Raw genomic sequence first — 26,471 nt, 5'->3', positions numbered from 1 at the left:
CGGGGGCCAAACGGGTCGGCAGTGCGGTCGGCCGGGCTCAGGCGCCCCAGGTCCGGACCACGCCGCAATCCATATGCACGAAGTTCGACCGCGAGTAGCGCCCGACACCGCCGGCATGGCAGGACAGGGCGGCCCGGGAGATCTGGTTGACGCTGCGCGAGGCAAGGCGCACGTCGGCGGCTTGACCTTTCATATGCAGCGAATTCTTGGCGACACCGCGGGAGCGGGACCGGAGCATGGCGTTGGTCTGCGGGCTGCGGTAGCCGGAGAGCAGCATATAGGGTTCGCTCACATCCAGCAGGTTATGCGCGGCGGCCAGGATATCCAGCGTGCGCAGATCGATCGATTTGGTCTGATCGACGCGCCAGTCGCGCATGAAGTAATTCACTTCCTTGACGGCGTCTTTGATGTACTCGCCGTCGATCCAGTAGATCATGTCCAGCTTTTCGCCGGTTCGGCCGGAGTACATTCGCAGCCGGCGGATGTCGCCGCCGCCACGTAGAAAGCCCGCTGCCTGAGAATAAGTCGGTGCCGCTGCTACTGCAGTTGCGGCGAATGCACCCAAAAGGGTGCGCCGGGTGAAACCCGACCGGTCTGTGTCTGCCATCTTCTTGCGCTGTCCCGTACGATAGTCCTGCCGTTGCGCGATGTTACGCGCGGTTCATTCCAACCCCAGATGCCGCATGCATGCCACAGCTCGAATCGTGAGCCAAGCACGGATTGTTACAGAGATGACACGGCGGCCATTTTCGGCGAAATTTTGCGCAAATTCCCCCTTTCGCCCGCCGATTTCTTCTGTAACCCGCGGGCGGGCGCCTGCGGATTGGCACAGACCGATGCGGCGTTGCATCACGCCGACGGCGTCGGGACGGTGCTGATGGAAATGTGAATAGACATTGCCGTGACCGCCCCTGACGCTCTAAAAACCGAAGGGACGCAATCTGTTGTCGCCAGATTGTCGTTCACGCTGTGTGTTAACCCGACGCGACACAGGGAACCTGGAATATGCTGTCTTGCCTCCGCCTCTCGCTGCGCTCCTCGCTGTTGGCGGCTTTTTGCTCTCTCTGTCTCGGCGCCGGCCTCAGCCTCGGCATGGTCTCGCCGGCGGCGGCGCAGGTCACGGCGTTCAAGCAGGCGGTGGCCGAGTCGGCCTCGGTCGACGAGGCGGTGGCGGCCTTCTACCGCGATCGCAATTACGCGCCGATCTGGACCGGCGCCGACGAGAGTTCGCGGGCAAGGCGCGCGGCGCTGCTGGATGCGCTGTCGGGGGTGAGCGTGCATGGGTTGCCGCCGGCGCGCTATGGCGTCGATCAGCTGAAGGCGAAGATGGCGGCAGTGCGCACCACCCGCGATCTGGGGGAAGTCGAAGTCGCGCTGAGCCGCGCCTTCGTCACCTATGCCAAGGATGTGCAGACCGGGCTGCTGACGCCCTCCAAGGTCGATGCCGATATCAAGCGCGAGGTGCCGCTGCACAATCGCGAGGCCTATCTGAACGAATTCGCGCTGAGCGAGGCGCCGCAGTCCTATCTGCGGGCGCTGCCACCGGTGACGGCCGAATACCGCGGCCTGATGAAGGAAAAGCTGCGGCTGGAATACGTGATGGCGCATGGCGGCTGGGGGCCGCAGGTGCCGGGCAAGAAGATCGAACCGGGCGATCGTGGCCCGGCGGTGATCGCGCTGCGCAACCGGCTGGTGACCATGGGCTATCTCGATCGCTCGGCCACCGGTGTCTATGACGCGCAGTTGCAGCAGGCGGTGCAGCGGTTCCAGCTGGCCCACGGGCTGGAGGGCGACGGTGTCGCCGGCACCTCGACCCTGGGCGAGATCAACGCGCCGGTGGCCGAGCGGCTGGAATCGATCATCGTCGCGATGGAGCGCGAGCGCTGGCTGAACCACGAACGTGGCGACCGGCATATCCTGGTCAATCAGACTGATTTCAGCGCCAAGATCATCGATCATGGCCGGGTGACCTTTGAAACCCGCTCGGTGATCGGCAAGAACGCGCATGACCGCCGCAGCCCGGAATTCTCCGACGAGATGGAGCATATGGTGATCAACCCGAGCTGGTATGTGCCGCGCTCGATCATCGTGAACGAATATCTGCCCAAGCTGCGGAACAATCCCGGCGCGGTGGGACATCTGGAGATCACCGACAGCCGCGGCCGGCAGGTCAGCCGCGCCAATACGGATTTCTCGCAATTCTCAGCGAAATCCTTTCCCTATGCGATGCGCCAGCCGCCGGGGGCCCGCAATGCCCTGGGACGGGTGAAGTTCATGTTCCCGAACAAGTACAACATCTATCTGCATGATACGCCGCAGAAAAACCTGTTCTCGCGGGAGGTGCGGGCCTATTCCCACGGCTGCATCCGCCTGGCCGATCCCTTCGATTTCGCATATGCGCTGCTGGCCCCGCAAGAGGCCGACCCCAAGGCCTTCTTCCAATCGGTTCTGGCCACCGGCAAGGAGACCAAGGTGATGCTGAAGACCCCGGTGCCGGTGCATCTGATCTATCGCACCGCCTTCACCAACAGCCAGGGACGGGCGGAATTCCGCCGCGACGTCTATGGCCGGGACGCGGAAATCTGGGATGCGCTGCGCGCGGCAGGGGTGACTCTGGGCGCGGTTCAGGGGTAAGCACTGGGTCCAGACAAGTTGCAGGACCCCACATGACCTATACCATCGAAGAGATCGCGCGCGCCCTGGGTTTCGAGGTTCAGGGCGATGCTGCCCTGACCGTCTCCCGTGCGGCGGAACCCGGCAGCGCCGGACCAGATGATCTGGCGCTGGCGATGTCGCCCCGATATGCGGAGGAACTGGGCAAGGGCAACGCCCGGGCGGCGATGGTCTGGCCCGATGCCGACTGGCAGGCGATGGGGCTGAAGGCCGTGATCCTGGCGCCGCGGCCGCGGATGGCGATGTCGGGGCTGACCCGGATGATGGACCGGGGCCAGGGCCAAAGCACCGGCATTCACCCCAGCGCGGTGATCGACCCGAGCGCAGAGCTGGGCGAGGGCGTCAGCGTCGGGCCGCTGGCGGTGATTTCGGCCGGGGCGCGGATCGGCGCGGGATCGGTGATCGGGCCGCATTGCTTCATCGGCTGGGATGTGGTGCTGGGCGAAAACGCCGTCCTGCGCGAGATGGTCAGCATCGGCGCACGGGTCCGGATTGGCGATCGGTTCATGGCGCAGCCCGGGGCGCGGATCGGCAACGACGGGTTTTCCTATGTCACGCCGGAGGTTTCGGGCGCCGAGAACGTACGCAAGACGATGGGCGATCAGGGCGATGCCAAGGCGCAGTCCTGGGTGCGGATCCATTCGCTGGGGGCGGTGCGGATCGGCGATGATGTCGAGGTCGGCGCCAATGCCACCATCGACAACGGCACCATCCGCGACACCGTGATCGGCGATGGCTGCAAGCTGGATAACCTGGTTCATGTCGGCCACAACGTGCGTACCGGCCGGGATTGCCTGTTCGCCGGGCAAACCGGGATCTCCGGCTCGGTCGAGATCGGCAACAACGTCGTTTTGGGCGGCCAGACCGGCGTGGTCGACAATATCTTTATCGGCGACGGGGCGATTTCCGCCGGCGGCACCAAGATCCTGTCGAATGTCCCGGCCGGTCGGGTGCTGATGGGCTATCCTGGCGTGAAGATGGAAACGCAGACCGAGATCTATAAGGCGCAGCGCCGTCTGCCGCGGTTGATGAAGGACATCGCCGCGTTGAAAAAGGCTGTTTCCAAACTGGGTGTGAGCGAGTAAATCAGCGCCAGAACAGCAGCTCCGTGAGGCCCCATGAGCATCCGCGACAAGGTTATTGCCATCATCGCCGAACAGGCCGTTCTGGAACCGTCCGACGTGACGGAGACCAGTACGCTGGAGGATCTGGGGATCGACAGCCTCGGTCTGGTCGAAAGCATCTTCGCCATCGAAGAGGAATTCGACATCTCGATTCCCTTCAACGCCAATGAACCCAGCCAGAGCGATTTCGACATCACCAATGTCGGGGCCATCATCGCCGGGATCGAAAAGCTCGTCGCCGAGCAGTCCTGAACCGCCGGTCGGGGGAGGTTGAAGCCATGAAACGGGTCGTCATCACCGGGGCGGGCACGATCAATGCCCTTGGTCAGTCGGTGTCCGCGACGCTGGAGGCCATGCGCGAGGGGCGCTGCGGCATCGGCCCGCTGGAATTTCGCGATGTCGAACGTCTGGCGATCCAGATCGGTGGCCAGGTGCGGGGGTTCGAGGCCGAAGGCCGGTTCAACCGTCAGCAGATGTCGCTCTATGACCGGTTCACCCAGTTCACCCTGACTGCGGCGGCCGAGGCGATCGGCCAGGCCGGCATCAGCTTTCACGGCGATCTTTCGGCGCGCTCCGGCGTGGTGCTGGGCACCTCCGGCGGCGGCATGACCACGCTCGACGAGAATTATCGTTCGGTCTACGAGGACGGCAAGAACCGGGTCCATCCCTTCGTCGTGCCGAAGCTGATGAACAACGCGGCCGCCAGCCACGTGTCGATGGAATACAACCTCAAGGGACCCAGTTTCACCGTCGCCACCGCCTGCGCCTCCTCGAACCACGCGATGGGTCTGGCGTTTCAGATGATCCGCTCCGGCGCGGCGCCGGTGATGATCACCGGCGGTTCTGAATCGATGCTTTGTTTCGGCGGGGTCAAGGCCTGGGAAGGGCTTCGGGTGATGTCCAAGGATGCCTGCCGCCCGTTCAGTGCCAATCGCAACGGCATGGTCCAGGGCGAGGGTGCGGCTGTCTTCGTCTTCGAGGAATACGATCACGCCCGCAAGCGGGGCGCTGAAATCCTGGCCGAGGTGGTCGGATTTGCGATGACCTCGGATGCCTCCGATATCGTGATGCCGTCGAAACAGGGGGCGGCGCGGGCGATGGCCGGCGCCCTGGCCGATGCCGGGCTGAACGGTGACGAGGTCGGCTATATCAACGCGCATGGCACCGGCACGGCGGCCAATGACAAGACCGAATGCGCCGCGGTCGCCGATGTCTTCGGGCCGCATGCCGACAATCTGATGATCTCCTCCACCAAATCGATGCACGGCCACCTGATCGGCGGCACCGGCGCGGTGGAGCTTCTGGCCTGCATCATGGCGCTGCGCGACGGGGTGATCGCCCCGACCATTGGCTATGAAGAGCCAGACCCGGAATGCGCGCTGGACGTGGTGCCCAATGTGGCACGCGAGGCGCAGGTCGATGTGGTGCTGTCGAATGCCTTCGCCTTCGGTGGGCTGAACGCGGTTCTGGCGCTGCGCCGGGCCTGATCGCCGCCACGATCCTTCCCCAAAGAAAAACCGCCGTCCCGGATGGGCGGCGGTTGTGGAAAAGCCGGCTCCGGCGGGCCGCAGCCGGCGTCTTGCCTTATTGTTTGACCACATCCACCTTGTCGTAGCCGGCGGTGAAGCCTGACAGCGACAGGGTCAGCGACACGGTCTGATCCGGCGCCGGCGCGGGCACCAGCGACAGCACCGCCGCCTTGCCCTGTTTCATCGCGGTGATATCGGCCGCTGTCAGGCCGATCTGCGCGACACAGCCATAGGGGTTGCAGAAGGAATAGCCATAGCGCTTGCCCGGGGCCCCATCGATCGAGATGGTCAGCTGCGCCGGCAGCAGCGTTTCCAGCGGCACGATCACCGTGGCGCCGGCCACGGCCTGGCCCTGGCCTTCGATCCGGAACATGGAGAATTCCGCCATCGGGGTGTTCTTGTCGTCATGCAGGATCTGCAGTAGCGAACAGGGGTCTTGCTCACCGTCCGTCTTGATGCAGGCCAGGTCCCAGTCGCCGATCTTTTCCTTGGAATAGCGTTCGCCCAGCTTCGGATCGCCCGCGGCGGGCTGGCCCATGTCCAGAACGGAGTCTGCGCTTTTCGCCTGATCTGCGGCGGGCGTCTCTGTCTCGCTGGTCTGCGCCATGGCCGGCACGGTCAGCGCGGTCAGGGCCAGAACGGAGAGAGAGGTCAGGGTTTTCAACATGAAGATCTCTTCTTTGTGCTGTGTCTGCCTGGCCCGCTCTACCACGCTGCCGCCGCGCTGTCAGGGCAAAAGCTTGTCGCGCGCGGAAATGTTCCTAGCTTTGTGAGGTGCCCGGGCGAAAAAAAGGGAGCCGCGAAGGCCCCCTTCTTATAAGATTTGTGTCTCCCCGTCGGACCGGCCGACTTAGTTGTACAGGAACGTTACGAAAGCGGCTGGCCGCGGTCAACTGTAAAGGCGGGTTGCCTGCAAGCGTCGCGGGCGGGCGCCCATGTTTTAGGCATTTAGGGCCGCAGGCAAGGGTCCGTGCCCGCGAGAACACGGGCAGGCCACCCTCCCGGCGACGGCGGTTGCGGCGATCTTGCCGCCGGCGGTCCGAACAACTATCCCGGGCAAGTGTTAATTCTTTCTTTTCATCCGGCCGTATCGCAGGTGGCGCGCGGCCGGTCAGGGGGCGGTGATGGACGGCAAGGTCTTTCTGGGCGGTGGCGGCGACAACTACGGCGAACAGCAGGGGCTGGCGCTGAAATACGGCAACCGCCACGGGCTGATCGCCGGGGCGACCGGCACCGGCAAGACGGTGACGCTGCAGATTCTGGCGGAGGGGTTCTCGGCCGCCGGTGTGCCGGTGGTGCTGTCGGACGTGAAGGGCGATCTTTCCGGGCTTGCCAAGGCCGGTAGTGCCGCCAACAAGCTGCATGCCGCCTTCTCCGACCGCGCCGCGAAGATCGGCTTTGACGATTATGCCTATGCCGCCTGTCCGGTGACCTTCTGGGATGTCTACGGCGAGCAGGGCCATCCGCTGCGCGCCACCGTGGCGGAGATGGGGCCGCTGCTGCTGTCGCGGTTGCTGGGTCTTTCCGAGGCGCAGGAGGGGATCCTGAACATCGCCTTCCGGCTGTCGGACGAACAGGGGCTGCCGCTCCTCGATCTCAAGGATCTGCAGGCGCTGCTGACCTGGATCGGCGAGAACCGCAATGAGCTGTCGCTGCGCTACGGTAATGTCTCCACCGCCTCGGTCGGGGCGATCCAGCGGCGCCTTCTGGTGATCGAAAACCAGGGGGCGGCGCAGTTCTTCGGCGAGCCGGCGCTCGATCTGGCCGATCTGATGCGCTGCGACGATCAGGGCCGCGGCATGGTCAATATCCTCGCCGCCGACAAGCTGATGGCGGCGCCCGGGCTCTATGCCACCTGCCTGCTGTGGCTGCTGTCGGAGCTTTTCGAGGAGCTGCCCGAGGTCGGCGATCCCGACAAGCCCCGGCTGGTCTTCTTCTTCGACGAGGCGCATCTGCTGTTCGACGATGCGCCGAAGGCGCTGGTCGACAAGGTCGAACAGGTGGCCCGGCTGATCCGGTCTAAGGGCGTCGGGGTCTATTTCGTCACCCAGCACCCCGGCGACATCCCCGAGGATATCCTCGGCCAGCTCGGCAACCGCGTGCAGCATGCGCTGCGTGCCTTCACCGCGCGCGACCGCAAGAACCTGAAACAGGCGGCGGAGACCTATCGCGACAACCCCGCCTTCGACACCGAAACCGCGATCCGCGAGGTCGGCACCGGAGAGGCGGTGACCTCCATGCTCGGCCCCAAGGGGGCGCCCGGGGTGGTGCAGCGGACCCTGATCCGGCCGCCGTCGTCGCAGCTGGGCCCGATCACCGTGGCGGAACGCCAGGCGATCCTCGCCGCCTCCGATCTCGGGGCGAAATACACCCAGCCGCTCGATCGTCGTTCCGCCTATGAAATCCTGGCACAGCGGGCCGAAACTGCCGCCGCCGCGGCTGAGCGGGCCGAGGAGGTGGCTGAAACCGCCCCCGCCGCCGAACGGGAATTCAACGCAGCCCGGCGCTACAGCGGCAGCCGGGTCAGCCGCTCCACCGCCCGCCCGGTGGCCTCGCGCAGCCGGGACACGTTCGGATCGGCGCTTTCCGAGGCGGTGATCAAGGAACTCAAGGGCACCACCGGGCGGCGCATCGTGCGCGGCATCCTCGGCAGCCTGTTCAAGGGGCGCTGAGCCGATCGGGCCGGCGGGTCTTTCTGGCTGAGAATAGCCCCGCCGGAGCCATGCCCCGCCGGGGGCGTCGCGCCGGGGCCATGGCCCCGACGCCCGGCTCATGTGTCCGGGGGCGTCATTTCTCCGGGATCAGCCCGCGTGGACTGAACCTCAGCACCACCAGCAGCAGCACCCCCATCGTCAGCAGCCGCATATGCGCGGCACTGTCGATCAGATGCGCCTTCAGCGCGCTGCCGTCGGGAAGCCCGGCGGTGATCACCTGCATCAGCCACAGGCCGATCGGCTCAACCTGAACCCAGAGGAACCAGATCAGCATCGCCCCGAGGATGGCGCCGAAGTTGTTGCCGGAGCCACCGACGATCACCATCACCCAGATCAGGAAGGTGAAGCGCAGCGGCTGATAGGTGCCGGGGGTCAGCTGCCCGTCCAGCGTGGTCATCATCGCCCCCGCCATGCCGCAGATGGCGGAGCCCAGCACGAAGACCTGCAGGTGCCGGCGGGTGACGTCCTTGCCCATCGCCTCGGCGGCGATCTCATTGTCGCGGATCGCCCGCATCATCCGGCCCCAGGGCGATTTCAGCGCCATCTGTGCCATCCACAGCAGCATCAGGAGCACCACCAGGAACAGCAACGAATAGCCGAGCTTGACATAGAGGGTCGAGGCCGTCACCGGGTCGAGCCCGAGATTGGCGGCGCTCGCCACGAAGCCGGCATCGTTCTGCAGGTCGATCTCATAGGGCAGCGGCCGGGGCAGGCCGACGACGTTCTTCACCCCGCGGGCCAGCCAGTCCTCGTTCTTCATCACCGCGATGATGATCTCGGCGATGCCCATGGTGGCGATGGCCAGGTAATCCGACCGCAGCCCCAGCGCGGTCTTGCCGATCAGCCAGGCGGCGCCGGCGGCCAGCAGCCCGCCCGCCGGCCAGGCCAGCAGCACCGGCAGCCCGAGCCCGCCGATATTACCGGCGCCGGCGGGGTTGATCGCCTCCACCGCCTCGACACCGGGATCGAAGACCGCGCGATAGACAAAGAAGCCGACCACCAGGATCGCCAGCACCGCCAGCGCCCTGGTCCGCCCCTTGGGCAGCCGGCCATAGGCGAGCACCGCGGCGGTGATCGTCGCCGCCCCCAGAACCAGCCCCAGCAGGATTTGCCAGCCGCCGGCGGACCAGCCCTCGCTCACCGGATCGGTGGAGACCAGCACCACCGCCAGACCGCCGAGCGCGACGAAGCCCATGACGCCGACGTTGAAGAGGCCGGCGAACCCCCATTGCAGGTTCACCCCGATGGCCATGATCGCCGAGACCAGACCCATGTTCAGGATCAGCAGCGCCGCGTTCCAGCTCTGGCTGACGCCGGTGATCACGATCAGCACGGCCACCAGCAGGAACAGGGCGGTATTCTTCAAGCTCTCGTTCATGCCGATTTCCCTCCGAAGAGCCCTGTGGGCCGGAACAGCAGGACGATCAGCAGGATCACGAAGCTGACCGCGAATTTGTAATCGGTGCTCAGCAGCTGGACCAGACCGTCCGGCGCCAGGCTGTCGGGCATCAGATAGCCCAGCACCTTCTTCCAGGCGTAGGTGATCGTCACCTCGGAAAAGGCGATGACGAAACCGCCGGCGATGGCGCCGATCGGGCTGCCCAGCCCGCCGACGATGGCGGAGGCGAAGATCGGCAGCAGCAGCTGGAAGTAGACGAAGGGCTTGTAGCTCTTGTCGAGACCGTAGAGCGTGCCGGCCACCGTCGCCAGGGCGGCGACGATCAGCCAGGTGTAGGTCACCACGCGCTCCGGATTGATCCCCGACAGCAGCGCCAGATCCTCGTTATCGGAATAGGCGCGCATCGATTTGCCGGTGCGGGTGCGGTTGAGGAACCAGAACAGCAGCGCCACCACCACCACGGCGGTCACCACGGTGATGCCCTGGGTAGTCTTCAGCGCCAGCCCTTCCTGCAGCCCGGTCATCTGCTTGAACTCGCGGGCGGTGATGATGAAACGTTCGCCATCGGCGAACCTCTGGTCGTCCGGCCCGATGATCAGCCGCACCAGCCCGTTCATGATGAACATCACCCCGGTCGAGACGATGACCAGGATCATCGGCTTGGCCTTCTGCTCGCGGTAGAAGCGATAGACCAGCTTGTCGGTCAGCAGCAGCAGCGCCATGCAGCCCAGAATGCCGAAGGGCAGGGCGAGCAGGGCCGTGGGAAGCGGCCCCAGCGTGATGCCCTGTGCCTGTAGCCACCAGGTGACGAGGATGGTCACCATGGTGCCGAAGGCCATGGTATCGCCATGGGCGAAGTTGGAAAACCGCAGGATGCCGTAAATCAGCGTCACCCCCAGCGCCCCCAGCGCCAGCTGGCTGCCATAAGCGACGGCCGGGATGATGACGAAATTCGCCAGCGCGACGATTGCATTGAGAAAATCCATCCCTCAGCCCCCCAGGAACGAGCGGCGGACCTCGGGGTCGGCCAGAAGCTGTTTGCCGGTGCCGGTATAGGCATTGCGCCCCTGCACCAGAACATAGCCGCGGTCGGCGATCTCCAGCGCCTGACGGGCGTTCTGTTCCACCATCAGGATCGGGATGCCGGTGCGGGAGACCTCGATGATGCGGTCAAAGAGTTCATCCATCACGATGGGGCTGACGCCTGCGGTGGGTTCGTCCAGCATCAGCACCTTGGGCTGGGTCATCAGCGCCCGGCCGACGGCGACCTGCTGGCGCTGGCCGCCCGACAGCTCTCCGGCGGGCTGGTTGCGCTTGTCCTTCAGGATCGGGAACAGGTCGAAGACCTGGTCCATGGTGTCGCGAAAGTCGTCGCGGCGGATGAAGGCGCCCATCTCCAGGTTTTCCTCAACCGTCAGCGACGGGAAGATGTTGTTGGTCTGCGGCACGAATCCCATGCCCTTGACCACCCGGTCCTGCGGCGTCAGATCGGTGATATCCTCGCCGTCGAGCCGCACCGAGCCCTGGTGCAGATCCAGCATGCCGAAGACCGCCTTCATCGCGGTGGATTTGCCGGCGCCGTTCGGACCCACGATCACCGCGATTTCGCCGCGGTTCACCGAAACGGTGCAATCGTGCAGGATATCGGGGCCGCTGCCATAGCCGCCGGTCATGCTGTCACCGATCAGAAAGGCGCTGCCGGTGTCCATCGCATGGCCGGTGCCGGGATGGGAGCCGAGCTCTCCGGCCCCCTGGGGGTTGACGATACTGCGATCATTATTGCCCCGGTCGCCATAGCCCGGACCGCTCATCCGCGCCCCCGGGCGCATTGCCTATGTGTCATGTTTATCCCCATTTCGGAACGATCTTTGCGTTCTCTTTTCGGTTGGTGTCGCCCGCGGCTGTCCCGTCCGGGCGCATGGGGCGCCGCTGTCAGGCGCCCACCATCTCCTTGTTCTTCAGCCCCGTGCCCAGATAGGCCTCGATCACATGCTCGTTGGCCTTGATCTCGGCCAGGCTGCCTTCGGCCAGCACCTTGCCCTCGGCCATGCAGATCACCGGATCGCAGAGGCGTTCGATGAAATCCATGTCGTGTTCGATCACCACGAAGGTATAGCCGCGCTCCTTGTTCAGGCGTATGATCGCGTCGCCTATGGTGTTCAGCAGCGTCCGGTTCACCCCGGCGCCGACCTCGTCCAGGAACACGATCTTCGCATCGACCATCATGGTGCGGCCCAGTTCCAGAAGCTTCTTCTGGCCGCCGGAGACCTGGCCGGCCTTGTGGTCGGCCAGATGTTCGATGGTGAGGAATTCCAGCACCTCGTCGGCCTTGGCCCTGAGCGCGCGTTCCTCGTCCGCGATGCGCTTGCGCCCGAACCAGGTGTTCCACAGCGTCTCGCCCGATTGCGCGCCGGGCACCATCATCAGGTTCTCGCGGCAGCTCATCGACGAGAATTCATGCGCGATCTGGAAGGTTCTGAGCAGCCCTTTGTGAAACAGCTCGTGCGGCGGCAGGCCGGTGATATCCTCACCGTCCATGGTAACCCGCCCCGAGGTCGGGGGCAGCACGCCCGCGATCACGTTGAACAGGGTGGTCTTGCCCGCGCCATTCGGGCCGATCAGCCCGGTGATGGAGCCTTCCTCAATGGTGAGCGTGGCGCCATCGACGGCATGAAAGCCGCCAAAATGTTTGTGGACGTCTTCGACGACGATCATTTTTCCCCCTCGCCGCTGTTCTCGACCGCGCGGCTTTTGAGATTGGAACAGCCCGGATGATGGCATCCGGGCTGTTCGCTGTCACGGACCGATCGGGATCAGCGGTACTTCACCGTGGTGACTTTGCCGCCTTCGATCACGATCTGACGATAGTTGCCTGCGGATTCACCGGCGCCGATCAGCTCGACCGCGGTGGCGCCGACATAATCGACATCGCCGCCGTCCTTGATGATCTGCAGCGCCTTGGCCAGCTCGCCGGGATAGATTTTCTCGCCCGGTGCGTTGGCGACATCCATGATCTTGGTCTTGTAGACCGTCGAGTCGCTGGAGCCGGCCGCCTGCATCGCCATCAGCATCAGCGCTGCGGCGTCGTAGGATTCGGGGGTGAAGGGCGAGGTGGCATCGAACGAATCGCCCACCATCTCGGTGAACTTGGCAATGCCCGGGCTGTCGGTGCCGGGGTGCTGGCCGGTGGAGCCATCGATTTCGTCGCCGAAGTTCTCTTCAAGCTTGGCGCCGATCATGCCGTCAGGGAAGTGGAAGGTGTCGAAGGCGCCGGAGTCGAGCGCCGCGCGGACGATGCCGGAGCCACCCTGATCGACGTAGCCCGCCACGACCAGACGGTCGCCGCCGGCGGAGGCCAGCGCGCCGACCTCGGCAGAGTAGTCGGCCTTGCCGTCTTCATGCGCTGCGTTGATGGTCACCGTGCCGCCCGCGGCGGTGTAGGCGGCCTCGAAGGCATCGGCCAGACCCTTGCCGTAGTCGTTGTTGGTGTAGGTCACCGCGACGCTCTTGATGCCTTCTTCCAGCAGGATGTCGCTCATCACCTGGCCCTGACGCGCATCGGAGGGGGCGGTGCGGAAGAACAGGCCGTTGTCATCGGCCGACGACAGCGCCGGCGAGGTAGCGGAGGGCGAGATCATCACGACGCCGTTGGGGACGGCGACATTCGACAGGATCGCGCTGGTGACGCCGGAACAGTCGGCGCCCATGATGCCTGATACCCCGTCGGAGGTGACCAGACGTTCGGCTGCGGCGGTGGCGGCGCCGGCGTCGATGCAGGTCGAGTCGGCCCGGACCGCGCTGACCGTGGCGCCGTCGAGCAGCAGGCCGCTGTCGCTGACTTCCTTGATCGCCAGCTCTGCGCCGGCCGCCATCGACGGGGTGAGGGATTCGATCGGCCCGGTGAACCCGAGAATGATGCCGATCTTGATCTCTTCCGCGGAGGCGGCACCGGCCATCAGCGCCATAGCGGCGGAGGCCATAAGCAGCTTCTTCATATTAAACTCCCTAGTTGGAACAGCGATGTTCAGGGGGAGAGTAGCAAGGTCTCTTCAAAAGAAAAGCGTAATCCTGATGCGGTTTCCCCAGCGAAACCCTGCGAGCCGTGGCGCGCCCGCGCCCCGTGGCGCGGCCTGTTTCAGGCGTCCCGGGCGGTGCGTGGCGGGCGGGCCGAACGATCGTTTCCGGACCGCGAACAAAGACCCAATGGCGCCGAGGTAATCAATTGGGCGAATTGACGCGCGGGTTCGTTCATATTCGGTCGGTTCGATGTAATAATTTCCGTTTCGATTGAAATGTAATTTTCTATCCCTGTGCAGATTGTTTTTGAAATATCCGTAATGAGAAACCGGAGGGCGCCCCCTCTGCAATGTGACTACCTGTTTCCGCAGATGCGCCTCAGCAGCGCCGATAGGGCGGGGAATACCTGGTAGAAAAAAACCATCGGTGCGCTGGCATGATCTTTTTAAATCAGTAAGTTACCTGATTTTTGTCGATGCAAGTGCAGGGCAGAGATCACATGGCCCGCATGCCGGTTCCCTGAGCCTGCGGCCGGGAAACAGCATGCGGGAAAAGACCACTCTTTAACGAAACACAGGGCGTCGCTTGATCCGAAAACTGAATGCGCCCTGAGCACAGAATTGCATGTCTTTCAGGAAAAACAAAGACCGCATATTTCTCAATTCCAAAAAAATCGAGAAATATCTGCAGGCTCTGGCGATCCGGTGAAACGGCGTGCCGCTTTTGCGTCAGATCGACAGGCGCGCCGCCTGGGTGCCGCGTTCGCGATAGGGGGTGGTGTCGTAATGCGCCCGGTAGCATTTGGAGAAATGCGACGGCGAGGAGAAGCCACAGGCCAGCGCCACGTTGATCACACTCATATCGGTCTGCATCAGCAAGTTGCGCGCCTTCTGCAGGCGCAGCTCCATGTAATAGCGCTTGGGGCTGCGGTTCAGATAGCGGCGGAACAGCCGTTCCAACTGGCGGGTGGACATGCCGACATCGCGGGCTAGCACCGCCGGGCTGATCGGCTCCTCGATGTTGCTCTCCATCATCTGGATGACCTGGCTCAGTTTCGGATGACGCACGCCGATCCGCGTCGGCACGCTGAGCCGCTGGATGTCCTGATCGGTCCGGATCGAGGAGTAGATCAGCTGGTCGGCGACCGCGTTGGCCAGATCCTGGCCCTGATCGCCGGCGATGATCTGCAGCATCAGGTCGATCGACGAGGTGCCGCCGGCGGTGGTGATCCGGTTGCCGTCGATGACGAAGACCGATTTGGTGAGCTGCACCTCTTCGAACTCCTCGGCGAAACTGTCGGCGTTCTCCCAGTGGATGGTGGCGCGCTTGTGGTCCAGCAGCCCGGCCTTGGCCAGCGTATAGCCAGCGGTGCAGAGCCCGCCGATGGTCAGCCCCTTGCGCGCCTCGCGGCGCAGCCAGGACAAGAGCTTCTTGCTGGTGGCGGCCTGCACGTCGATGCCGCCGCAGACCAGCACGGTGTCGTCGCGCTGCAGCGCCTCCAGATCGCTGTCGAGCCGGAAGGTGGTGCCCGCAGAACAGGTCACCTCGTCTCCGCCTTCGCCGCAGAGCAGCCAAGTATAGAGCTCTTCTCCGGCCATTCGGTTGGCGATCCGAAGGCATTCCAGCGCGGAGGAGAAAGACAGCAGCGTGAACCGGTCGAGAAGGACGAAAACGAACCGCCGCGGCTTGGCGGTTCCGGGGGCGCTGGGGACAACTTGGCGTTGCTCTGACATGGCGGCATTCCTGGCATGCGGACCCTTGGCGGATCTCTTTCTGACGGGTGACTAGGACAGAGTATAAATGCGGCGTCAAGTGGCGCAAAACGCTTATGGCATCCGCGCACAGGCTTTTGTATAGAGACGGCCTGAAAAGCTGTGCAGAAATCAGAGGGAAGAGGCTCCGATGTCGGACTGGACCAAATCGGCCTGGCGCGCCAAACCGCGCGTGCAGATGCCGGATTACACTGACCCCGCCGCGCTGAATGCGGTCGAGGCGCAGCTGTCGAAATATCCGCCGCTGGTCTTCGCTGGCGAGGCCCGCCGGCTGAAGGCGCATCTGGGCGCCGCCTCGAAGGGCGAGGCGTTTCTGCTGCAGGGCGGCGACTGTGCCGAAAGTTTCGAACAGTTCAGCGCCGACGGCATCCGCGACACCTTCAAGGTGATGTTGCAGATGGCGATGGTGCTGACCTATGGTGCCAAGGTGCCGGTGATCAAGGTCGGCCGCATGGCCGGGCAGTTCGCCAAGCCGCGCAGCGCCCCGACCGAGGTGGTCGACGGGGTGGAACTGCCCAGCTATCGGGGCGATATCATCAACGATCTGGCGTTCACGCCGGAGGCGCGGATTCCCGATCCGGCGCGGATGCTGCAGGCCTATACCCAGGCGGCGGCGACCTTGAACCTGTTGCGCGCCTTTTCCACCGGTGGTTACGCCGATGTGAACCAGGTGCATGCCTGGACGCTGGGCTTCACCGAAAGCGAGAAGGCCGAACGCTATCGCGAACTGGCGAGCCGGATCACCGATACGCTCGATTTCATGCGCGCCGCCGGGGTCAACCGGGATACCGCGCACACGCTGTCGACGGTGGAATTCTACACCAGTCACGAGGCGCTGCTGCTGGAATACGAAGAGGCGCTGACGCGGCTCGACTCGACCTCCGGCAACTGGCTGGCGGGTTCGGGGCATCTGATCTGGATCGGCGATCGCACCCGACAGCCCGACGGGGCGCATGTGGAATTCTGCAGCGGCGTGCTGAACCCGATCGGGCTGAAATGCGGCCCTTCGATGACGCCCGAGGACCTGAAGCTGCTGATGGCCAAGCTGAACCCGGAGAACGAGGCCGGGCGGCTGACGCTGATCGCGCGCTTCGGCGCCGGCAAGGCCGGGGATCACCTGCCCAAGCTGATCCGGACGGTTCAGGAAGAAGGCGCCAATGTGGTCTGGGTCTGCGATCCGATGCACGGCAACACCATCAAATCCTCCAGCGGCTTCAAGACCCGGCCGTTCGAGGCAGTGCTGCGCGAAGTGCGGGAATTCTTCGCCGTTCATGCCGCCGAGGGCACCGTGCCGGGCGGCGTGCATTTCGAGATGACCGGTCAGGACGTGACCGAATGCACCGGCGGTCTGCGCGCGGTGAAGGATGAGGATCTCTCCGACCGGTATCACACCGCCTGCGATCCGCGGCTGAACGCCAGCCAGTCGCTGGAGCTCGCCTTCCTGGTGGCCGAGGAACTGAGCGCGTTGCGCAGTGCCCGGCTGGCAGCCCGCGCCGCGGGCTGAACCCGATTGCCGGGGCGACGGCCTTGGAAACGACTGGAACAGACGAAACGGGGCGCGCCGGTCGGGCGCGCCCTTTTCACGTCGGGACAGTCGATGCCGAAGCGTCTGGTCCGATCTGTCTGGTCTGAAGTCGGGTGCGAAGCCCGGTCTAAAGAAGCCCGGTCCGAAGCTGGCGGGACCGGTCCCGGGGCGGCTTACTTCACCAGCCGCAGATGGCTGGCAGCGCCGAAATCGGCGCGCGGCTCGGCAAATCCCTGCGGTTCGGGCGCCACGGTCGGTGCCGGCGGGGTGGGCGCATGGTCCTGCGGGTCAGCGGTCACCGGGCGCAGGATGCGGTCGGTGATGTCGAAACGGCAGGGCAGGCGGCCGCAGCCGCCATCGGCCACCAGCACCCCCAGCGCGCGGGCGATCTCACCGTCATCGGTGGCCAGCGGCAGCAGCAGCATGCGGCCTTCGCCGGCGGAACGGCCGGGGCTGCCAGCCTGGGTCAGCCGCAACTCGGCCACATGCGGCGCGGAAAACACCCGCTCCAGCAGGCTGCCGGCTTCGACGCGGGCGGCGTCGGAGAAGAGCGCGGTGAACGGAATGCCGCGGACATCCATGCCGGCCAGATCCTCCAGAAGCGCCCCGGCCAGCCGGAACCGCGCCACCCGTGGTGCCACGCGCTCCAGGATGAAGGTGTTCTGCAGGATGTTCGACAGGCCGCGGGGATCGACCTGACTGCGCCGCGGCACGCCGGTCTCGCCGCAAAGCGCGGTCCAGTAGGCCTCTGCCTGGCGCAGGGGCGACAGGCTGCGGCGGTTGCGAAAGCGGTCGATGGCGATGACGTTTTCGCCCGCCGCCTGATCGGAGCGTGTAACGGGGGCGTAGGGCGCCGCCTTGGGACCGTTCGGGATCATCCGCATCATCTGCCGCTTTCGTTACCCTGGGCCGGGGCGCGGGAACCCGCGTCGGCACCGTGACAATTTGAACTAACTTACCCTTAGTTACCGCCGGATAGGTTACCGTGCCGTTAATCTGCCACAATTCAGTTCAATTTTGGAGCGTTTCCTTAAGTAGTGGTTAATCTCCCGCGCGGCGCCATCACCGCGGGCCATGCGCGCAGGGGTTGCCCTGACCTCTGGCTTGGCATTACCTGCCCCCCGAACCGCAGCGCAGACGCCGCCGCCGCCAGCCAGAAGGGCCACACGCATGATCAGATCGATGACCGGATTCGCCTCCGCCAGAGGAGCGCAGGCCCCCTATGTCTGGAGCTGGGAGCTGCGCAGCGTGAACGGCAAGGGGCTGGATCTGCGTCTGCGGGTGCCCGACTGGCTCGAAGGGCTGGAGGCGGCGCTGCGGGCGGATCTGGCCCGGGCGCTCACCCGCGGCAATGTCACCCTGTCGCTGCGCCTGACCCGTGGCGATGCCGGTGGCGCCGGGGTGCTGAACCCGGCGGTCCTGGCCGCCGCGCTGGAGGCGCTGGCGCGGATCGAAGCCGAGGCACAGGCCAAGGGCGTCGATCTGGCGCCGTCGCGGGCCAGCGATCTGCTGGGGCTGCGCGGCATGCTGGAGGCCGGAGCCGACAGCGAGGACAACGGCGCGCTGATCGCGGCGCTGAAGGCAGAGCTCGGCCCGCTGATCGCCGCCTTTCTGGAGATGCGCGAAACCGAGGGCGCGGCGCTGGAGCGGTTGCTGCGCGTCCAGTTGGACGAGGTCGGAACGCTGATCGCCCGCGCCGCCGATCTGGCCGAGGCGCGCAAGGCGGCGATGGCGGAGACCCTGCGCAACAATCTGGCCCGCGTTCTCGACAATGTCGACGGGGCGGATGCCGACCGGGTGGCGCAGGAACTCGCGCTGATCGCGGTCAGGGCCGATGTCACCGAAGAGCTCGATCGCCTCGGCGCCCATGTCGGCGCGGCGCGCGATCTACTGGACAAGGGTGGCGCGGTGGGGCGCAAGCTGGATTTCCTGATGCAGGAATTCAACCGCGAGGCCAATACGCTCTGTTCCAAGTCGCAGAACAGCGATCTGACCAAGGTGGGGCTCGACCTCAAGGCGCTGATCGACCAGATGCGCGAACAGGTTCAGAACGTCGAATGATCCGGAAAGGGAATTGAAAATGGCACAGCGCCGCGGACTTCTGATCATCCTCTCCTCGCCCTCGGGCGCCGGGAAATCCACCCTCGCCAAGCGGCTGCGCGCCTGGGACCCCTCGATCGTGTTTTCGGTCAGCGCCACCACCCGCGCGCCGCGACCGGGAGAGGCGGACGGCGTCGATTATCACTTCCTGACCGAGACGGAGTTCAAATCGCAGGTGTCGAAGGACGGCATGCTGGAACATGCGCATGTTTTCGGGAATTTCTACGGCTCGCCGCGCGGCCCGGTCGAGGCGGCGATCGAACGGGGCGAAGACGTGCTCTTCGACATCGACTGGCAGGGGGCGCAGCAGATCCGCAATTCCGCGCTCGGCCAGCACACGCTGTCGATCTTCCTGCTGCCGCCGTCGATCGCGGAACTGCGCCGGCGGTTGATCGGTCGTGGCCAGGACGATGCCGAGACGATCTCGCGCCGGATGCATAAGAGCTGGGACGAGATCAGCCATTGGGACAGCTACGATTACGTGCTGGTCAACGACGATCTGGACGCCACCGAGCGGAAGCTGAAGACCATTGTCGAGGCGATCCGCCTGCGCCGCATCCAGCAGCCCGGGCTGACCGCCCATGTGCGGGCCCTGCAATCGGAATTCGAGGAGGAGAACGAATGACCATCTACGCATTGGGCGACGACGCGCCGCAACTGGACGAAGACACCTGGGTGGCGCCCGACGCCAATCTGATCGGCAAGGTGGTGATGGAGCCCGGATCCTCGGTCTGGTTCGGCAGCACCATTCGCGCCGATCACGAGGAGATCCGCATCGGCAAGGGCTCCAACGTGCAGGAAGATTGCGTGATGCATGTCGATGCCGGCTTTCCGCTGACCATCGGCCAGGACTGCACCATCGGTCACAAGGTGATGCTGCATGGCTGTACCATCGGCGACGGGTCGCTGATCGGCATGGGGGCGACGGTGCTGAACGGCGCCAAGATCGGCCGCAACTGCCTGATCGGCGCCGGCGCGCTGGTGACCGAGGGCAAGGAGATCCCCGACAATTCCCTGGTCATGGGCGCGCCCGGCAAGGTGGTGCGCGAGATCAGCGAGGATCACGCCCAGCGGATGAAGCTCGGCGCGCTGCATTATCAGGACAACATGCGGAAATTCCGCGACACGATGAAAGAAGTGAAATGACCCGGAATACCAGGGGGTCGCTGGTGCGGCCCTTTTCCCTGCCTGACAGCGCCAGCACCCCGGTGGTGACGCCGCTGTCGCCCTCGGTGGTCTATGCCAGCGAAACGCCCGATGCGCTCGACGCGCAATACGAAGGGCGGGTGCATGGCTATACCTACGCGCGCGAAGGCCACCCGAATGCCGATGTCGTCTCGCAGCGGCTCGACGCGATGGAGGGCGGGCAGGGCGGTCTGCTGACCGGGTCCGGCATGGCGGCGGTTTCGGCGGTGCTGCTGGGGCTGGTCAAGGCGGGTGATCACGTGATCGGCGGCAACCAGCTCTATGGCCGGTCGATGCGGATGATGGCCGAGGATTTGCCGCGACTGGGAGTTGCCACCACGCTGGCCGATCCCTGCGACGCGGCCGATATGGCGGCGGCGATCCGCCCCGAGACCCGGCTGATGCTGATCGAGGTGGTGTCGAACCCGACGCTGCGGGTGGCCGATCTGGAGGGGATCGCGGCGCTGTGCAAGGCGCATGGCATCCTGCTGGTGATCGACAACACCTTCACCACGCCGAAGGCGATCCGGCCGTTCGATTACGGTGCCGATATCGTGCTCCATTCGGTGACCAAGCTGCTGTCGGGCCATTCCGATGTGACGCTGGGCTATGTCGTGGCGCGCGATCCCGAGGTGATGCAGCGGCTGCGGATCTTCGCGGTGACCACCGGGCTGACCCCCAGCCCGTTTGACTGCTGGCTGGCCGAACGCGGCATGCTGACCTTCGATCTGCGGTTCGACCGGGCCCAGGCCACCGCGGCGGTGCTGGCCGATCACCTGGCCGGGCTGGCCGGGGTCAAGCGGGTGCTCTATCCGCTGCGCGACGATCACCCTGACCGCGACCGCGCCATGGCGCTGCTGAAGGGGCAGGGCTGCAACATGCTCAGCTTCGAGCTCGACGGTGGCCGGCCGGCGGCGAATGCCTTCGCCCGGGCGGCCGAGGGCATCGCCTTTGCGCCCACCCTCGGCGATGTCGGCACCACGTTGTCGCATCCGGCCTCCTCCTCGCACCGGGCGCTGAGCCCCGAGGCTCGCGCTGCCGCCGGGCTGAGCGAGGGGTTCTTCCGGGTCTCGGTCGGGCTGGAAGAGCCCGAGGCGCTGAAATCCATCTTCTCCCAGGCTGTTTCGGCGGCCCGTGCCGCATCATAGTTACATTGATGCGACATGGTGCCTGCCACAGCTCCGGGGAGGAGAAAGGCAATGTTGGATACCATGTTTGACGATTTGATCGCCGACTTCCTGTCGGCCATTCCGCTGCCGGCATTGCTGGTCGACCAGTCCGAACGCATCATCGGCGCCAATGCCGAGGCGCTGACGCTGCTCGGCCAGCAGATCGCCGGGCGCCATTTCGCCACCATCCTGCGGCAGCCGCAGGTGCTGGATGCGATCGAGTCGAGCCTGCGCGACAAGCGCCCGCATACGACCCGGCATCTGTCGAACGATGGCGCCCAGGATACCACCTATGACGTGACCTGCCGCTATGTTCATGGCATCGGCGCCGTGCAGGGGGGCGCGGTGCTGGTCAGCTTTCAGGACATCACCCATCTGGAACAGGCGGGGCAGATGCGGCGCGATTTCGTCGCCAACGTCAGCCACGAGTTGCGCACGCCGCTGACCGCCTTGATGGGGTTCATCGAAACCCTGCGCGGCGCCGCCAAGGACGATCCGGTCGCCCGCGACCGGTTCCTGGCGATCATGGAGGGCGAGGCGAGCCGGATGAACCGGCTGGTCGGGGACCTGCTGTCGCTGAACCGGGTCGAGAGCGAGGAGCGGGTGCGGCCCAAGGAACAGGTGAACCTGACCCGGACGCTGGAGGACACGCTGCATTCGCTCAAGCCACTGGCGGAGGAGCAGCAGCTGACGCTGAACCTCTCGGCGCCGGAAACGCCTGTGACCGTCACCGGCGATCCCGATCAGCTGCGGCAGGTGTTCACCAATCTGGTGGAGAACGCGATCAAATACGGCGGCTCCGGCGGGCGCGTCGACGTGCTGCTCTCCGCCTCCGACCGCGATCCGGCGGTGCGCTCCGCCGCTGCCCGGGTGCAGGTGATCGACAAGGGGCCGGGCATCGATCCGGTACACCTGCCGCGCCTGACCGAGCGATTCTATCGCGCCGACAATCACCGGTCGCGACAGCTGGGGGGCACCGGTCTGGGGCTGGCCATCGTCAAGCATATCGTCAACCGTCACCGCGGCCGTCTTCGGGTGGAGAGCACCCTGGGCCAAGGCGCTGTTTTTACGGTTATTTTACCTCAGTAAATTGCTGCGCCGCAGAGTTGTCTGCGAAATATAGACAACGGTAAGTTGTTCGCTCTGCGGCGTTTTCCGCCTTTTGCCGACCAGAAATCCAGCGCGTTGTCATCGAACTGTTACATGGGTGTCACAAAAGGCACATGCAGCCTCACTAGGAGGGGCGCAAGATCATCATGGGGGTGATCGCTAATGACCTTACCCAAGGAGACAGACATGTCCTTTGTGAAAATGACGGTTTCTGCGCTGGCGCTTGGCGCTGTTTCGGCCACTGCTGCTGCCGCGCGCGACCAGGTGCAGATCGCCGGCTCCTCGACCGTGCTGCCCTACGCTTCGATCGTTGCCGAAGCCTTCGGTGAAAACTTCGACTTCCCGACCCCGGTCGTTGAATCGGGCGGCTCCTCGGCCGGCCTGAAACGCTTCTGCGAAGGCGTGGGCGAAAACACCATCGACATCGCCAATGCCTCGCGCAAGATCAAAGACAAAGAGATCAAGGCCTGCGCCGAAGCCGGCGTGACCGACATCATGGAAGTCCGCATCGGCTATGACGGCATCGTCTTCGCCAGCGACATCAACGGCAACACCTTCGAATTCACGCCCGCCGACTGGTACAAGGCGCTGTCGGACAAGATCGTCGTGGACGGCAAGATCGTCGACAACTCCAACGCCACCTGGGCCGACGTGAACCCGGCGTTCCCGGCGCAGCCGATCCAGGCCTTCATCCCCGGCACCAAGCACGGCACCCGTGAAGTCTTCGAAGACAAGGTGATCCTGGCCGGCTGCGAAGCCACCGGCGATTTCGAAGTCTTCAAGGCCGCCAACGGCGACGACAAGAAAGCCGCTGAAAAAGCCTGTATCGCCCTGCGCACCGACGGCAAGTCGGTCGACATCGACGGCGACTACACCGAGACCCTGGCCCGCATCGACTCCAACAAGGACGGTATCGGCGTCTTCGGTCTGGCCTTCTACGAAAACAACACCGACAAGCTGCAAGTGGCGACCATGTCGGGCGTCGTTCCCTCGACCGAGTCGATCGCAACCGGCGAATACCCGGTGTCGCGTCCGCTGTTCTTCTACGTGAAGAAAGCCCACATCGGCGTGATCCCCGGCCTGAAAGAATATGCTGAGTTCTTCGTCTCCGACGAGATCGCAGGTTCCGATGGCCCGCTGGCCGAATACGGTCTGGTCTCCGATCCGGAACTGGCCAAGACCCAGGAAGCCGTGGCTGACGAAGTCGTCATGGGCGGCAGCATGTAATTGCCTTCGGGCCGGGACCCGGGGGCGCTGTTCCCCGGGCCCCGGCCCACCTGTTTTTTCCGATATCTTCCGCCGCCGCGATTGGAGCCCCTGATGCCGACGTTCTGGCTCGTTGTCTTCCTGTTCGCGCTTGCCGCTTTTGGTTACATCGCAGGACGCGCCCGCGCACTGCACAGTGCCGGTGGCAATGCCCGCGATCTTCACTCTCTCCCCGCCTATTACGGCTATAACGTGTCGCTGACGGCCCTGGTGCCGGCGCTGCTGGTTCTGGCGATCTGGCTGCTGGCGCAGCCGCTGCTCGTCGAGACCCAGGTCTCGCGCATGATCCCGACCGACGCGATCCCGGAAAATTCCACTCTCGGCCTGGTGATGAGCGATGTGCGCCGCGTCGCCGAGGGGCTCGATATCGCGGTCGAGCAGAATGCGCTGACCGAGACCGAGGCCGGTTCGATCCGCACCGAATTCACCGACCTGCGCGGGCGCCTGGGCGAGCTGGGCGTGGCGCTCGGCTCTGACGTGCGGCCCGAGGTGCTGAAGGCGGCGCAACGCTACCGGGTGATCAATTCCACCGGGCATCTGCTGATGACGCTGGTGGTGGGTGCGCTGGCGCTCGGCGGGCTGGCCTTTTCCTATCTGCGCACCAACAAGGATTTCCGCGCCCGCAACGTGGTGGAGCGCGGCGTGCTGGCGCTGCTGGTCCTGGCCGCCTCGCTGGCGATCCTGACCACCATCGGCATCGTGCTGTCGATGTTCTTCGAGACCATCAACTTCTTCAAACTGCACAGCTGGACCGATTTCTTCTTCGGTGGCACCTGGGCACCGAACTTTCGCGGCGACAGTGAACTGTCGATCCTGCCGCTGCTGTGGGGGACGCTCTATATCTCCTTCATCGCGCTGCTGGTCGCGGTGCCGGTCGGTCTCTTTGCCGCGGTCTACCTGTCCGAATACGCCGGCTCGCATGTGCGGGCGATCGCCAAGCCGCTGCTGGAGATCCTCGCGGGTATTCCGACCATCGTTTACGGTCTCTTCGCCCTGCTGACGGTGGGGCCGGCGCTGGTGAGCATCTTCGGCCGCGGCTCGGAGGGCTTGCTCGGCGTCGAATGGATGGCCGGGGCGACCTCGGTGCTGACCGCCGGTCTGGTGATGGGCATCATGCTGATCCCCTTCGTCTCTTCGCTCAGCGACGATATCATCAACGCGGTGCCCCAGGCGATGCGCGACGGCTCGCTCGGGCTGGGCGCGACCAAATCGGAAACCGTCAAGCAGGTGGTGCTGCCGGCGGCGCTGCCGGGCATCGTCGGCGCGGTGCTGCTGGCTGCCTCCCGGGCCATCGGTGAAACCATGATCGTGGTGATGGGGGCAGGGGCGATTGCCAAGTTCTCGCTCAACCCGCTGGAATCGATGACTACGATCACCACCCGGATCGTCAGCCAGCTGACCGGCGATACCGATTTCGCCAGCCCTGAAACCCTGGTGGCCTTCGCGCTCGGCATCACCCTGTTCGTGCTGACGCTGGGGCTGAACATCCTTGCCCTCTATATCGTGCGCAAATACCGGGAGCAGTACGAATGACCGATATCAGCCAAAACGGCTCCACACCGCGCAAGCACGGCGAGACGCTGCTGAAGCTGACCGCCCGGACCAAACGCCGCAACGCTGCCGAACGCCGGTTTCAGGCCTATGGTATCGGCGCCATCGCCATCGGCCTGCTGATGCTGGTGATCCTGGTCTTCAACATCGTCGGCAACGGGATGGGGGCCTTTACCCAGACCTTTGTGACCCTCGATGTGACGCTGGACGCCAAGAAGCTGGACAAGAAGGGCAACCGCGATCTCGACGACATCAAGAAAGTCTCGACCTTCGGTTATGCGCCGCTGATCCAGAAGGCCTTTGAGGCCAAGGTCGGCGCGCTCGGACTCGACAGCGGGCTGAAGGCCAAGGACATGGCCGGGCTGTTGTCCAAGGGCGCCCCGGCGCAGCTGCGCGACTACGTCCTGGCCCACCCCGAGACCATCGGCGAAACGGTCACCTTCCGATTTCTCGCCAACAGCCGGGTCGACGGCTACATGAAGGGGCGGGTGACCCGCGACAGCATCGAGAACGACAAGAACATCACTGCGGCGCAGCTGGATTTCACCGATCAGCTGGTACAGGCCGGGGTCATCGAAAAGACCTTCAACCCGGCCTTCATCTTCGGCTCCGACGCCTCCGACCAGCGGCCAGAGGCCGCCGGGATCGGGGTGTCGATGGTCGGGTCGCTGTTCATGATGTTCGTGGTGCTGGCGCTGGCGCTACCGATCGGCGTGGCGGCCTCGATCTATCTTGAGGAATTCGCGCCGAAGACCTGGTGGACCGACGTGATCGAGGTGAACATCTCGAACCTCGCGGCGGTGCCCTCGATCGTCTTCGGGATCCTCGGCCTGGCGGTTTTCATCAACTACATGCACCTGCCGATGTCGGCGCCGCTGGTGGGCGGTCTGGTGCTGACCCTGATGACGCTGCCGACCATCATCATCTCCACCCGTGCGGCGCTGAAGGCGGTGCCGCCGTCGATCCGCGATGCGGCGCTCGGCGTCGGCGCCTCCAAGATGCAGTCGGTATTCCACCACGTGCTGCCGCTGGCCGCGCCCGGCATCCTGACCGGCACCATCATCGGCCTGGCCCAGGCGCTGGGGGAGACCGCGCCGCTGCTGCTGATCGGTATGGTGGGCTTCATCGCCTCCAACGCGCCCGACAGCGTCGCCTCAGGGCTTCTGGCACCGAACTCGGCCATGCCGGCGCAAATCTACGAATGGGCCAAACGGGCGGACCCGGCGTTTTACGAACGCGCCTGGGGCGGGATCATCATCCTGCTGGTCTTCCTGGTCACCATGAACACCCTGGCTGTTATTCTGCGCCGCCGTTTCGAGCGCCGCTGGTAAGGTATA

Annotated in this window: 24 protein-coding genes; 15 read left to right on the top strand and 9 right to left on the bottom strand. The window is 64.9% G+C overall.

All coding sequences use genetic code 11. From position 1 onward, the window contains the following. Nucleotides 1-37: 37 nt before the first annotated feature. On the bottom strand, nt 38-607 hold the full coding sequence (locus tag QO033_RS11490) for a YcbK family protein (protein ID WP_284481117.1): 570 nt from the start codon (nt 605-607) through the stop codon (nt 38-40). A gap of 33 nt (nt 608-640) precedes the next feature. On the opposite strand from QO033_RS11490, the gene QO033_RS11485 reads away from it, so the two are divergent. From QO033_RS11485 to QO033_RS11465, 5 genes are all read left to right on the top strand, one after another. Continuing rightward, complete coding sequence (locus QO033_RS11485; RefSeq protein WP_284481116.1) at nt 641-889, top strand: hypothetical protein; 249 nt, start codon at nt 641-643, stop codon at nt 887-889. A gap of 116 nt (nt 890-1,005) precedes the next feature. Continuing rightward, complete coding sequence (locus tag QO033_RS11480; protein WP_284481115.1) at nt 1,006-2,634, top strand: L,D-transpeptidase family protein; 1,629 nt, start codon at nt 1,006-1,008, stop codon at nt 2,632-2,634. 32 nt (nt 2,635-2,666) lie between these two features. Then, nucleotides 2,667-3,758 (top strand): UDP-3-O-(3-hydroxymyristoyl)glucosamine N-acyltransferase, encoded by a 1,092-nt coding sequence (lpxD, locus tag QO033_RS11475; protein WP_284481114.1) that lies wholly within the window; start codon nt 2,667-2,669, stop codon nt 3,756-3,758. A gap of 33 nt (nt 3,759-3,791) precedes the next feature. After that, complete coding sequence (locus QO033_RS11470; RefSeq protein ID WP_284481113.1) at nt 3,792-4,049, top strand: acyl carrier protein; 258 nt, start codon at nt 3,792-3,794, stop codon at nt 4,047-4,049. A gap of 26 nt (nt 4,050-4,075) precedes the next feature. Next, a complete protein-coding gene (locus tag QO033_RS11465; RefSeq protein ID WP_284481112.1) occupies nt 4,076-5,284 on the top strand; it encodes a beta-ketoacyl-[acyl-carrier-protein] synthase family protein in 1,209 nt (402 codons plus the stop codon). Nucleotides 5,285-5,381: 97 nt separating this feature from the next. On the opposite strand, the gene QO033_RS11460 is transcribed toward QO033_RS11465, so the two are convergent. Next, entirely contained in the window at nt 5,382-5,993 is a 612-nt protein-coding gene (locus tag QO033_RS11460) for an invasion associated locus B family protein (protein ID WP_284481111.1), read from the bottom strand. A gap of 457 nt (nt 5,994-6,450) precedes the next feature. Between QO033_RS11460 and QO033_RS11455 the strand changes: the two genes are divergently transcribed. After that, nucleotides 6,451-7,998 (top strand): helicase HerA-like domain-containing protein, encoded by a 1,548-nt coding sequence (locus QO033_RS11455; protein WP_284481110.1) that lies wholly within the window; start codon nt 6,451-6,453, stop codon nt 7,996-7,998. Nucleotides 7,999-8,113: 115 nt separating this feature from the next. On the opposite strand, the gene QO033_RS11450 is transcribed toward QO033_RS11455, so the two are convergent. The 6 genes from QO033_RS11450 to QO033_RS11425 form a co-directional block, all read right to left on the bottom strand. Continuing rightward, a complete protein-coding gene (locus QO033_RS11450; RefSeq protein ID WP_284481109.1) occupies nt 8,114-9,418 on the bottom strand; it encodes a branched-chain amino acid ABC transporter permease in 1,305 nt (434 codons plus the stop codon). Further along, nucleotides 9,415-10,425: a branched-chain amino acid ABC transporter permease gene (locus QO033_RS11445; protein ID WP_284481108.1), complete on the bottom strand. Its 1,011-nt coding sequence runs from the start codon at nt 10,423-10,425 to the stop codon at nt 9,415-9,417. Before QO033_RS11445 ends, QO033_RS11450 begins: the two co-directional genes overlap by 4 nt. A 3-nt stretch (nt 10,426-10,428) precedes the next feature. Beyond that, nucleotides 10,429-11,250 carry an ABC transporter ATP-binding protein gene (locus QO033_RS11440; RefSeq protein ID WP_284481107.1) on the bottom strand — a complete coding sequence of 274 codons (822 nt, stop codon included), beginning with the start codon at nt 11,248-11,250 and terminating at the stop codon, nt 10,429-10,431. 121 nt (nt 11,251-11,371) lie between these two features. After that, entirely contained in the window at nt 11,372-12,154 is a 783-nt protein-coding gene (locus QO033_RS11435) for an ABC transporter ATP-binding protein (protein ID WP_284481106.1), read from the bottom strand. A gap of 98 nt (nt 12,155-12,252) precedes the next feature. Next, a complete protein-coding gene (locus QO033_RS11430) occupies nt 12,253-13,434 on the bottom strand; it encodes an ABC transporter substrate-binding protein (protein WP_284481105.1) in 1,182 nt (393 codons plus the stop codon). Between the two features lie 750 nt (nt 13,435-14,184). Then, nucleotides 14,185-15,189: a GlxA family transcriptional regulator gene (locus QO033_RS11425; RefSeq protein WP_284481104.1), complete on the bottom strand. Its 1,005-nt coding sequence runs from the start codon at nt 15,187-15,189 to the stop codon at nt 14,185-14,187. Nucleotides 15,190-15,358: 169 nt separating this feature from the next. Between QO033_RS11425 and QO033_RS11420 the strand changes: the two genes are divergently transcribed. Next, nucleotides 15,359-16,732 carry a class II 3-deoxy-7-phosphoheptulonate synthase gene (locus QO033_RS11420; RefSeq protein WP_284481103.1) on the top strand — a complete coding sequence of 458 codons (1,374 nt, stop codon included), beginning with the start codon at nt 15,359-15,361 and terminating at the stop codon, nt 16,730-16,732. A 194-nt stretch (nt 16,733-16,926) separates the two neighbouring features. Here QO033_RS11420 and QO033_RS11415 read toward each other — a convergent pair whose 3' ends face one another. After that, nucleotides 16,927-17,640 (bottom strand): PAS domain-containing protein, encoded by a 714-nt coding sequence (locus QO033_RS11415; protein WP_284481102.1) that lies wholly within the window; start codon nt 17,638-17,640, stop codon nt 16,927-16,929. Between the two features lie 283 nt (nt 17,641-17,923). Between QO033_RS11415 and QO033_RS11410 the strand changes: the two genes are divergently transcribed. From QO033_RS11410 to pstA, 8 genes are all read left to right on the top strand, one after another. Then, nucleotides 17,924-18,814, top strand: coding sequence for a YicC/YloC family endoribonuclease (locus QO033_RS11410; RefSeq protein ID WP_284481101.1), 891 nt, complete (start codon nt 17,924-17,926; stop codon nt 18,812-18,814). Between the two features lie 19 nt (nt 18,815-18,833). Continuing rightward, nucleotides 18,834-19,478, top strand: a complete 645-nt coding sequence (gene gmk / locus QO033_RS11405) for a guanylate kinase (protein ID WP_284481100.1) — start codon at nt 18,834-18,836, stop codon at nt 19,476-19,478. Further along, nucleotides 19,475-19,999, top strand: a complete 525-nt coding sequence (locus QO033_RS11400) for a gamma carbonic anhydrase family protein (protein WP_284481099.1) — start codon at nt 19,475-19,477, stop codon at nt 19,997-19,999. The genes gmk and QO033_RS11400 overlap by 4 nt, the downstream gene beginning before the upstream one ends. Continuing rightward, complete coding sequence (locus QO033_RS11395) at nt 19,996-21,186, top strand: trans-sulfuration enzyme family protein (protein ID WP_284481098.1); 1,191 nt, start codon at nt 19,996-19,998, stop codon at nt 21,184-21,186. Before QO033_RS11400 ends, QO033_RS11395 begins: the two co-directional genes overlap by 4 nt. A gap of 63 nt (nt 21,187-21,249) precedes the next feature. After that, nucleotides 21,250-22,296 (top strand): sensor histidine kinase, encoded by a 1,047-nt coding sequence (locus QO033_RS11390; RefSeq protein WP_284481250.1) that lies wholly within the window; start codon nt 21,250-21,252, stop codon nt 22,294-22,296. A gap of 207 nt (nt 22,297-22,503) precedes the next feature. Then, on the top strand, nt 22,504-23,544 hold the full coding sequence (locus tag QO033_RS11385; protein ID WP_284481097.1) for a substrate-binding domain-containing protein: 1,041 nt from the start codon (nt 22,504-22,506) through the stop codon (nt 23,542-23,544). A gap of 93 nt (nt 23,545-23,637) precedes the next feature. After that, nucleotides 23,638-25,116 carry a phosphate ABC transporter permease subunit PstC gene (gene pstC / locus QO033_RS11380; RefSeq protein ID WP_284481096.1) on the top strand — a complete coding sequence of 493 codons (1,479 nt, stop codon included), beginning with the start codon at nt 23,638-23,640 and terminating at the stop codon, nt 25,114-25,116. Then, nucleotides 25,113-26,465, top strand: a complete 1,353-nt coding sequence (gene pstA, locus QO033_RS11375; RefSeq protein WP_284481095.1) for a phosphate ABC transporter permease PstA — start codon at nt 25,113-25,115, stop codon at nt 26,463-26,465. Before pstC ends, pstA begins: the two co-directional genes overlap by 4 nt. The last annotated feature ends 6 nt before the right edge of the window (nt 26,466-26,471 follow it).

It is taken from the genome of Pseudodonghicola flavimaris (genome assembly GCF_030164425.1).
Taxonomy (GTDB): Bacteria; Pseudomonadota; Alphaproteobacteria; order Rhodobacterales; family Rhodobacteraceae; genus Pseudodonghicola; species Pseudodonghicola flavimaris.
Note: the sequence above shows the minus strand (reverse complement) of the source record. Positions and strands in the feature narration are given on the sequence as shown.

Coding starts and splice junctions, on each gene's coding strand:
- QO033_RS11410 (WP_284481101.1), top strand. CDS start 17,924: ATGATCAGATCGATGACCGGATTCGCCTCCGCCAGAGGAGCGCAGGCC.
- QO033_RS11430 (WP_284481105.1), bottom strand. CDS start 13,434: ATGAAGAAGCTGCTTATGGCCTCCGCCGCTATGGCGCTGATGGCCGGT.
- pstA (WP_284481095.1), top strand. CDS start 25,113: ATGACCGATATCAGCCAAAACGGCTCCACACCGCGCAAGCACGGCGAG.
- QO033_RS11455 (WP_284481110.1), top strand. CDS start 6,451: ATGGACGGCAAGGTCTTTCTGGGCGGTGGCGGCGACAACTACGGCGAA.
- QO033_RS11460 (WP_284481111.1), bottom strand. CDS start 5,993: ATGTTGAAAACCCTGACCTCTCTCTCCGTTCTGGCCCTGACCGCGCTG.
- QO033_RS11385 (WP_284481097.1), top strand. CDS start 22,504: ATGTCCTTTGTGAAAATGACGGTTTCTGCGCTGGCGCTTGGCGCTGTT.
- QO033_RS11490 (WP_284481117.1), bottom strand. CDS start 607: ATGGCAGACACAGACCGGTCGGGTTTCACCCGGCGCACCCTTTTGGGT.
- QO033_RS11415 (WP_284481102.1), bottom strand. CDS start 17,640: ATGATGCGGATGATCCCGAACGGTCCCAAGGCGGCGCCCTACGCCCCC.
- QO033_RS11400 (WP_284481099.1), top strand. CDS start 19,475: ATGACCATCTACGCATTGGGCGACGACGCGCCGCAACTGGACGAAGAC.
- QO033_RS11465 (WP_284481112.1), top strand. CDS start 4,076: ATGAAACGGGTCGTCATCACCGGGGCGGGCACGATCAATGCCCTTGGT.
- QO033_RS11425 (WP_284481104.1), bottom strand. CDS start 15,189: ATGTCAGAGCAACGCCAAGTTGTCCCCAGCGCCCCCGGAACCGCCAAG.
- gmk (WP_284481100.1), top strand. CDS start 18,834: ATGGCACAGCGCCGCGGACTTCTGATCATCCTCTCCTCGCCCTCGGGC.
- QO033_RS11390 (WP_284481250.1), top strand. CDS start 21,250: ATGTTTGACGATTTGATCGCCGACTTCCTGTCGGCCATTCCGCTGCCG.
- pstC (WP_284481096.1), top strand. CDS start 23,638: ATGCCGACGTTCTGGCTCGTTGTCTTCCTGTTCGCGCTTGCCGCTTTT.
- QO033_RS11450 (WP_284481109.1), bottom strand. CDS start 9,418: ATGAACGAGAGCTTGAAGAATACCGCCCTGTTCCTGCTGGTGGCCGTG.
- QO033_RS11440 (WP_284481107.1), bottom strand. CDS start 11,250: ATGAGCGGTCCGGGCTATGGCGACCGGGGCAATAATGATCGCAGTATC.
- QO033_RS11420 (WP_284481103.1), top strand. CDS start 15,359: ATGTCGGACTGGACCAAATCGGCCTGGCGCGCCAAACCGCGCGTGCAG.
- QO033_RS11435 (WP_284481106.1), bottom strand. CDS start 12,154: ATGATCGTCGTCGAAGACGTCCACAAACATTTTGGCGGCTTTCATGCC.
- QO033_RS11470 (WP_284481113.1), top strand. CDS start 3,792: ATGAGCATCCGCGACAAGGTTATTGCCATCATCGCCGAACAGGCCGTT.
- lpxD (WP_284481114.1), top strand. CDS start 2,667: ATGACCTATACCATCGAAGAGATCGCGCGCGCCCTGGGTTTCGAGGTT.
- QO033_RS11480 (WP_284481115.1), top strand. CDS start 1,006: ATGCTGTCTTGCCTCCGCCTCTCGCTGCGCTCCTCGCTGTTGGCGGCT.
- QO033_RS11445 (WP_284481108.1), bottom strand. CDS start 10,425: ATGGATTTTCTCAATGCAATCGTCGCGCTGGCGAATTTCGTCATCATC.
- QO033_RS11395 (WP_284481098.1), top strand. CDS start 19,996: ATGACCCGGAATACCAGGGGGTCGCTGGTGCGGCCCTTTTCCCTGCCT.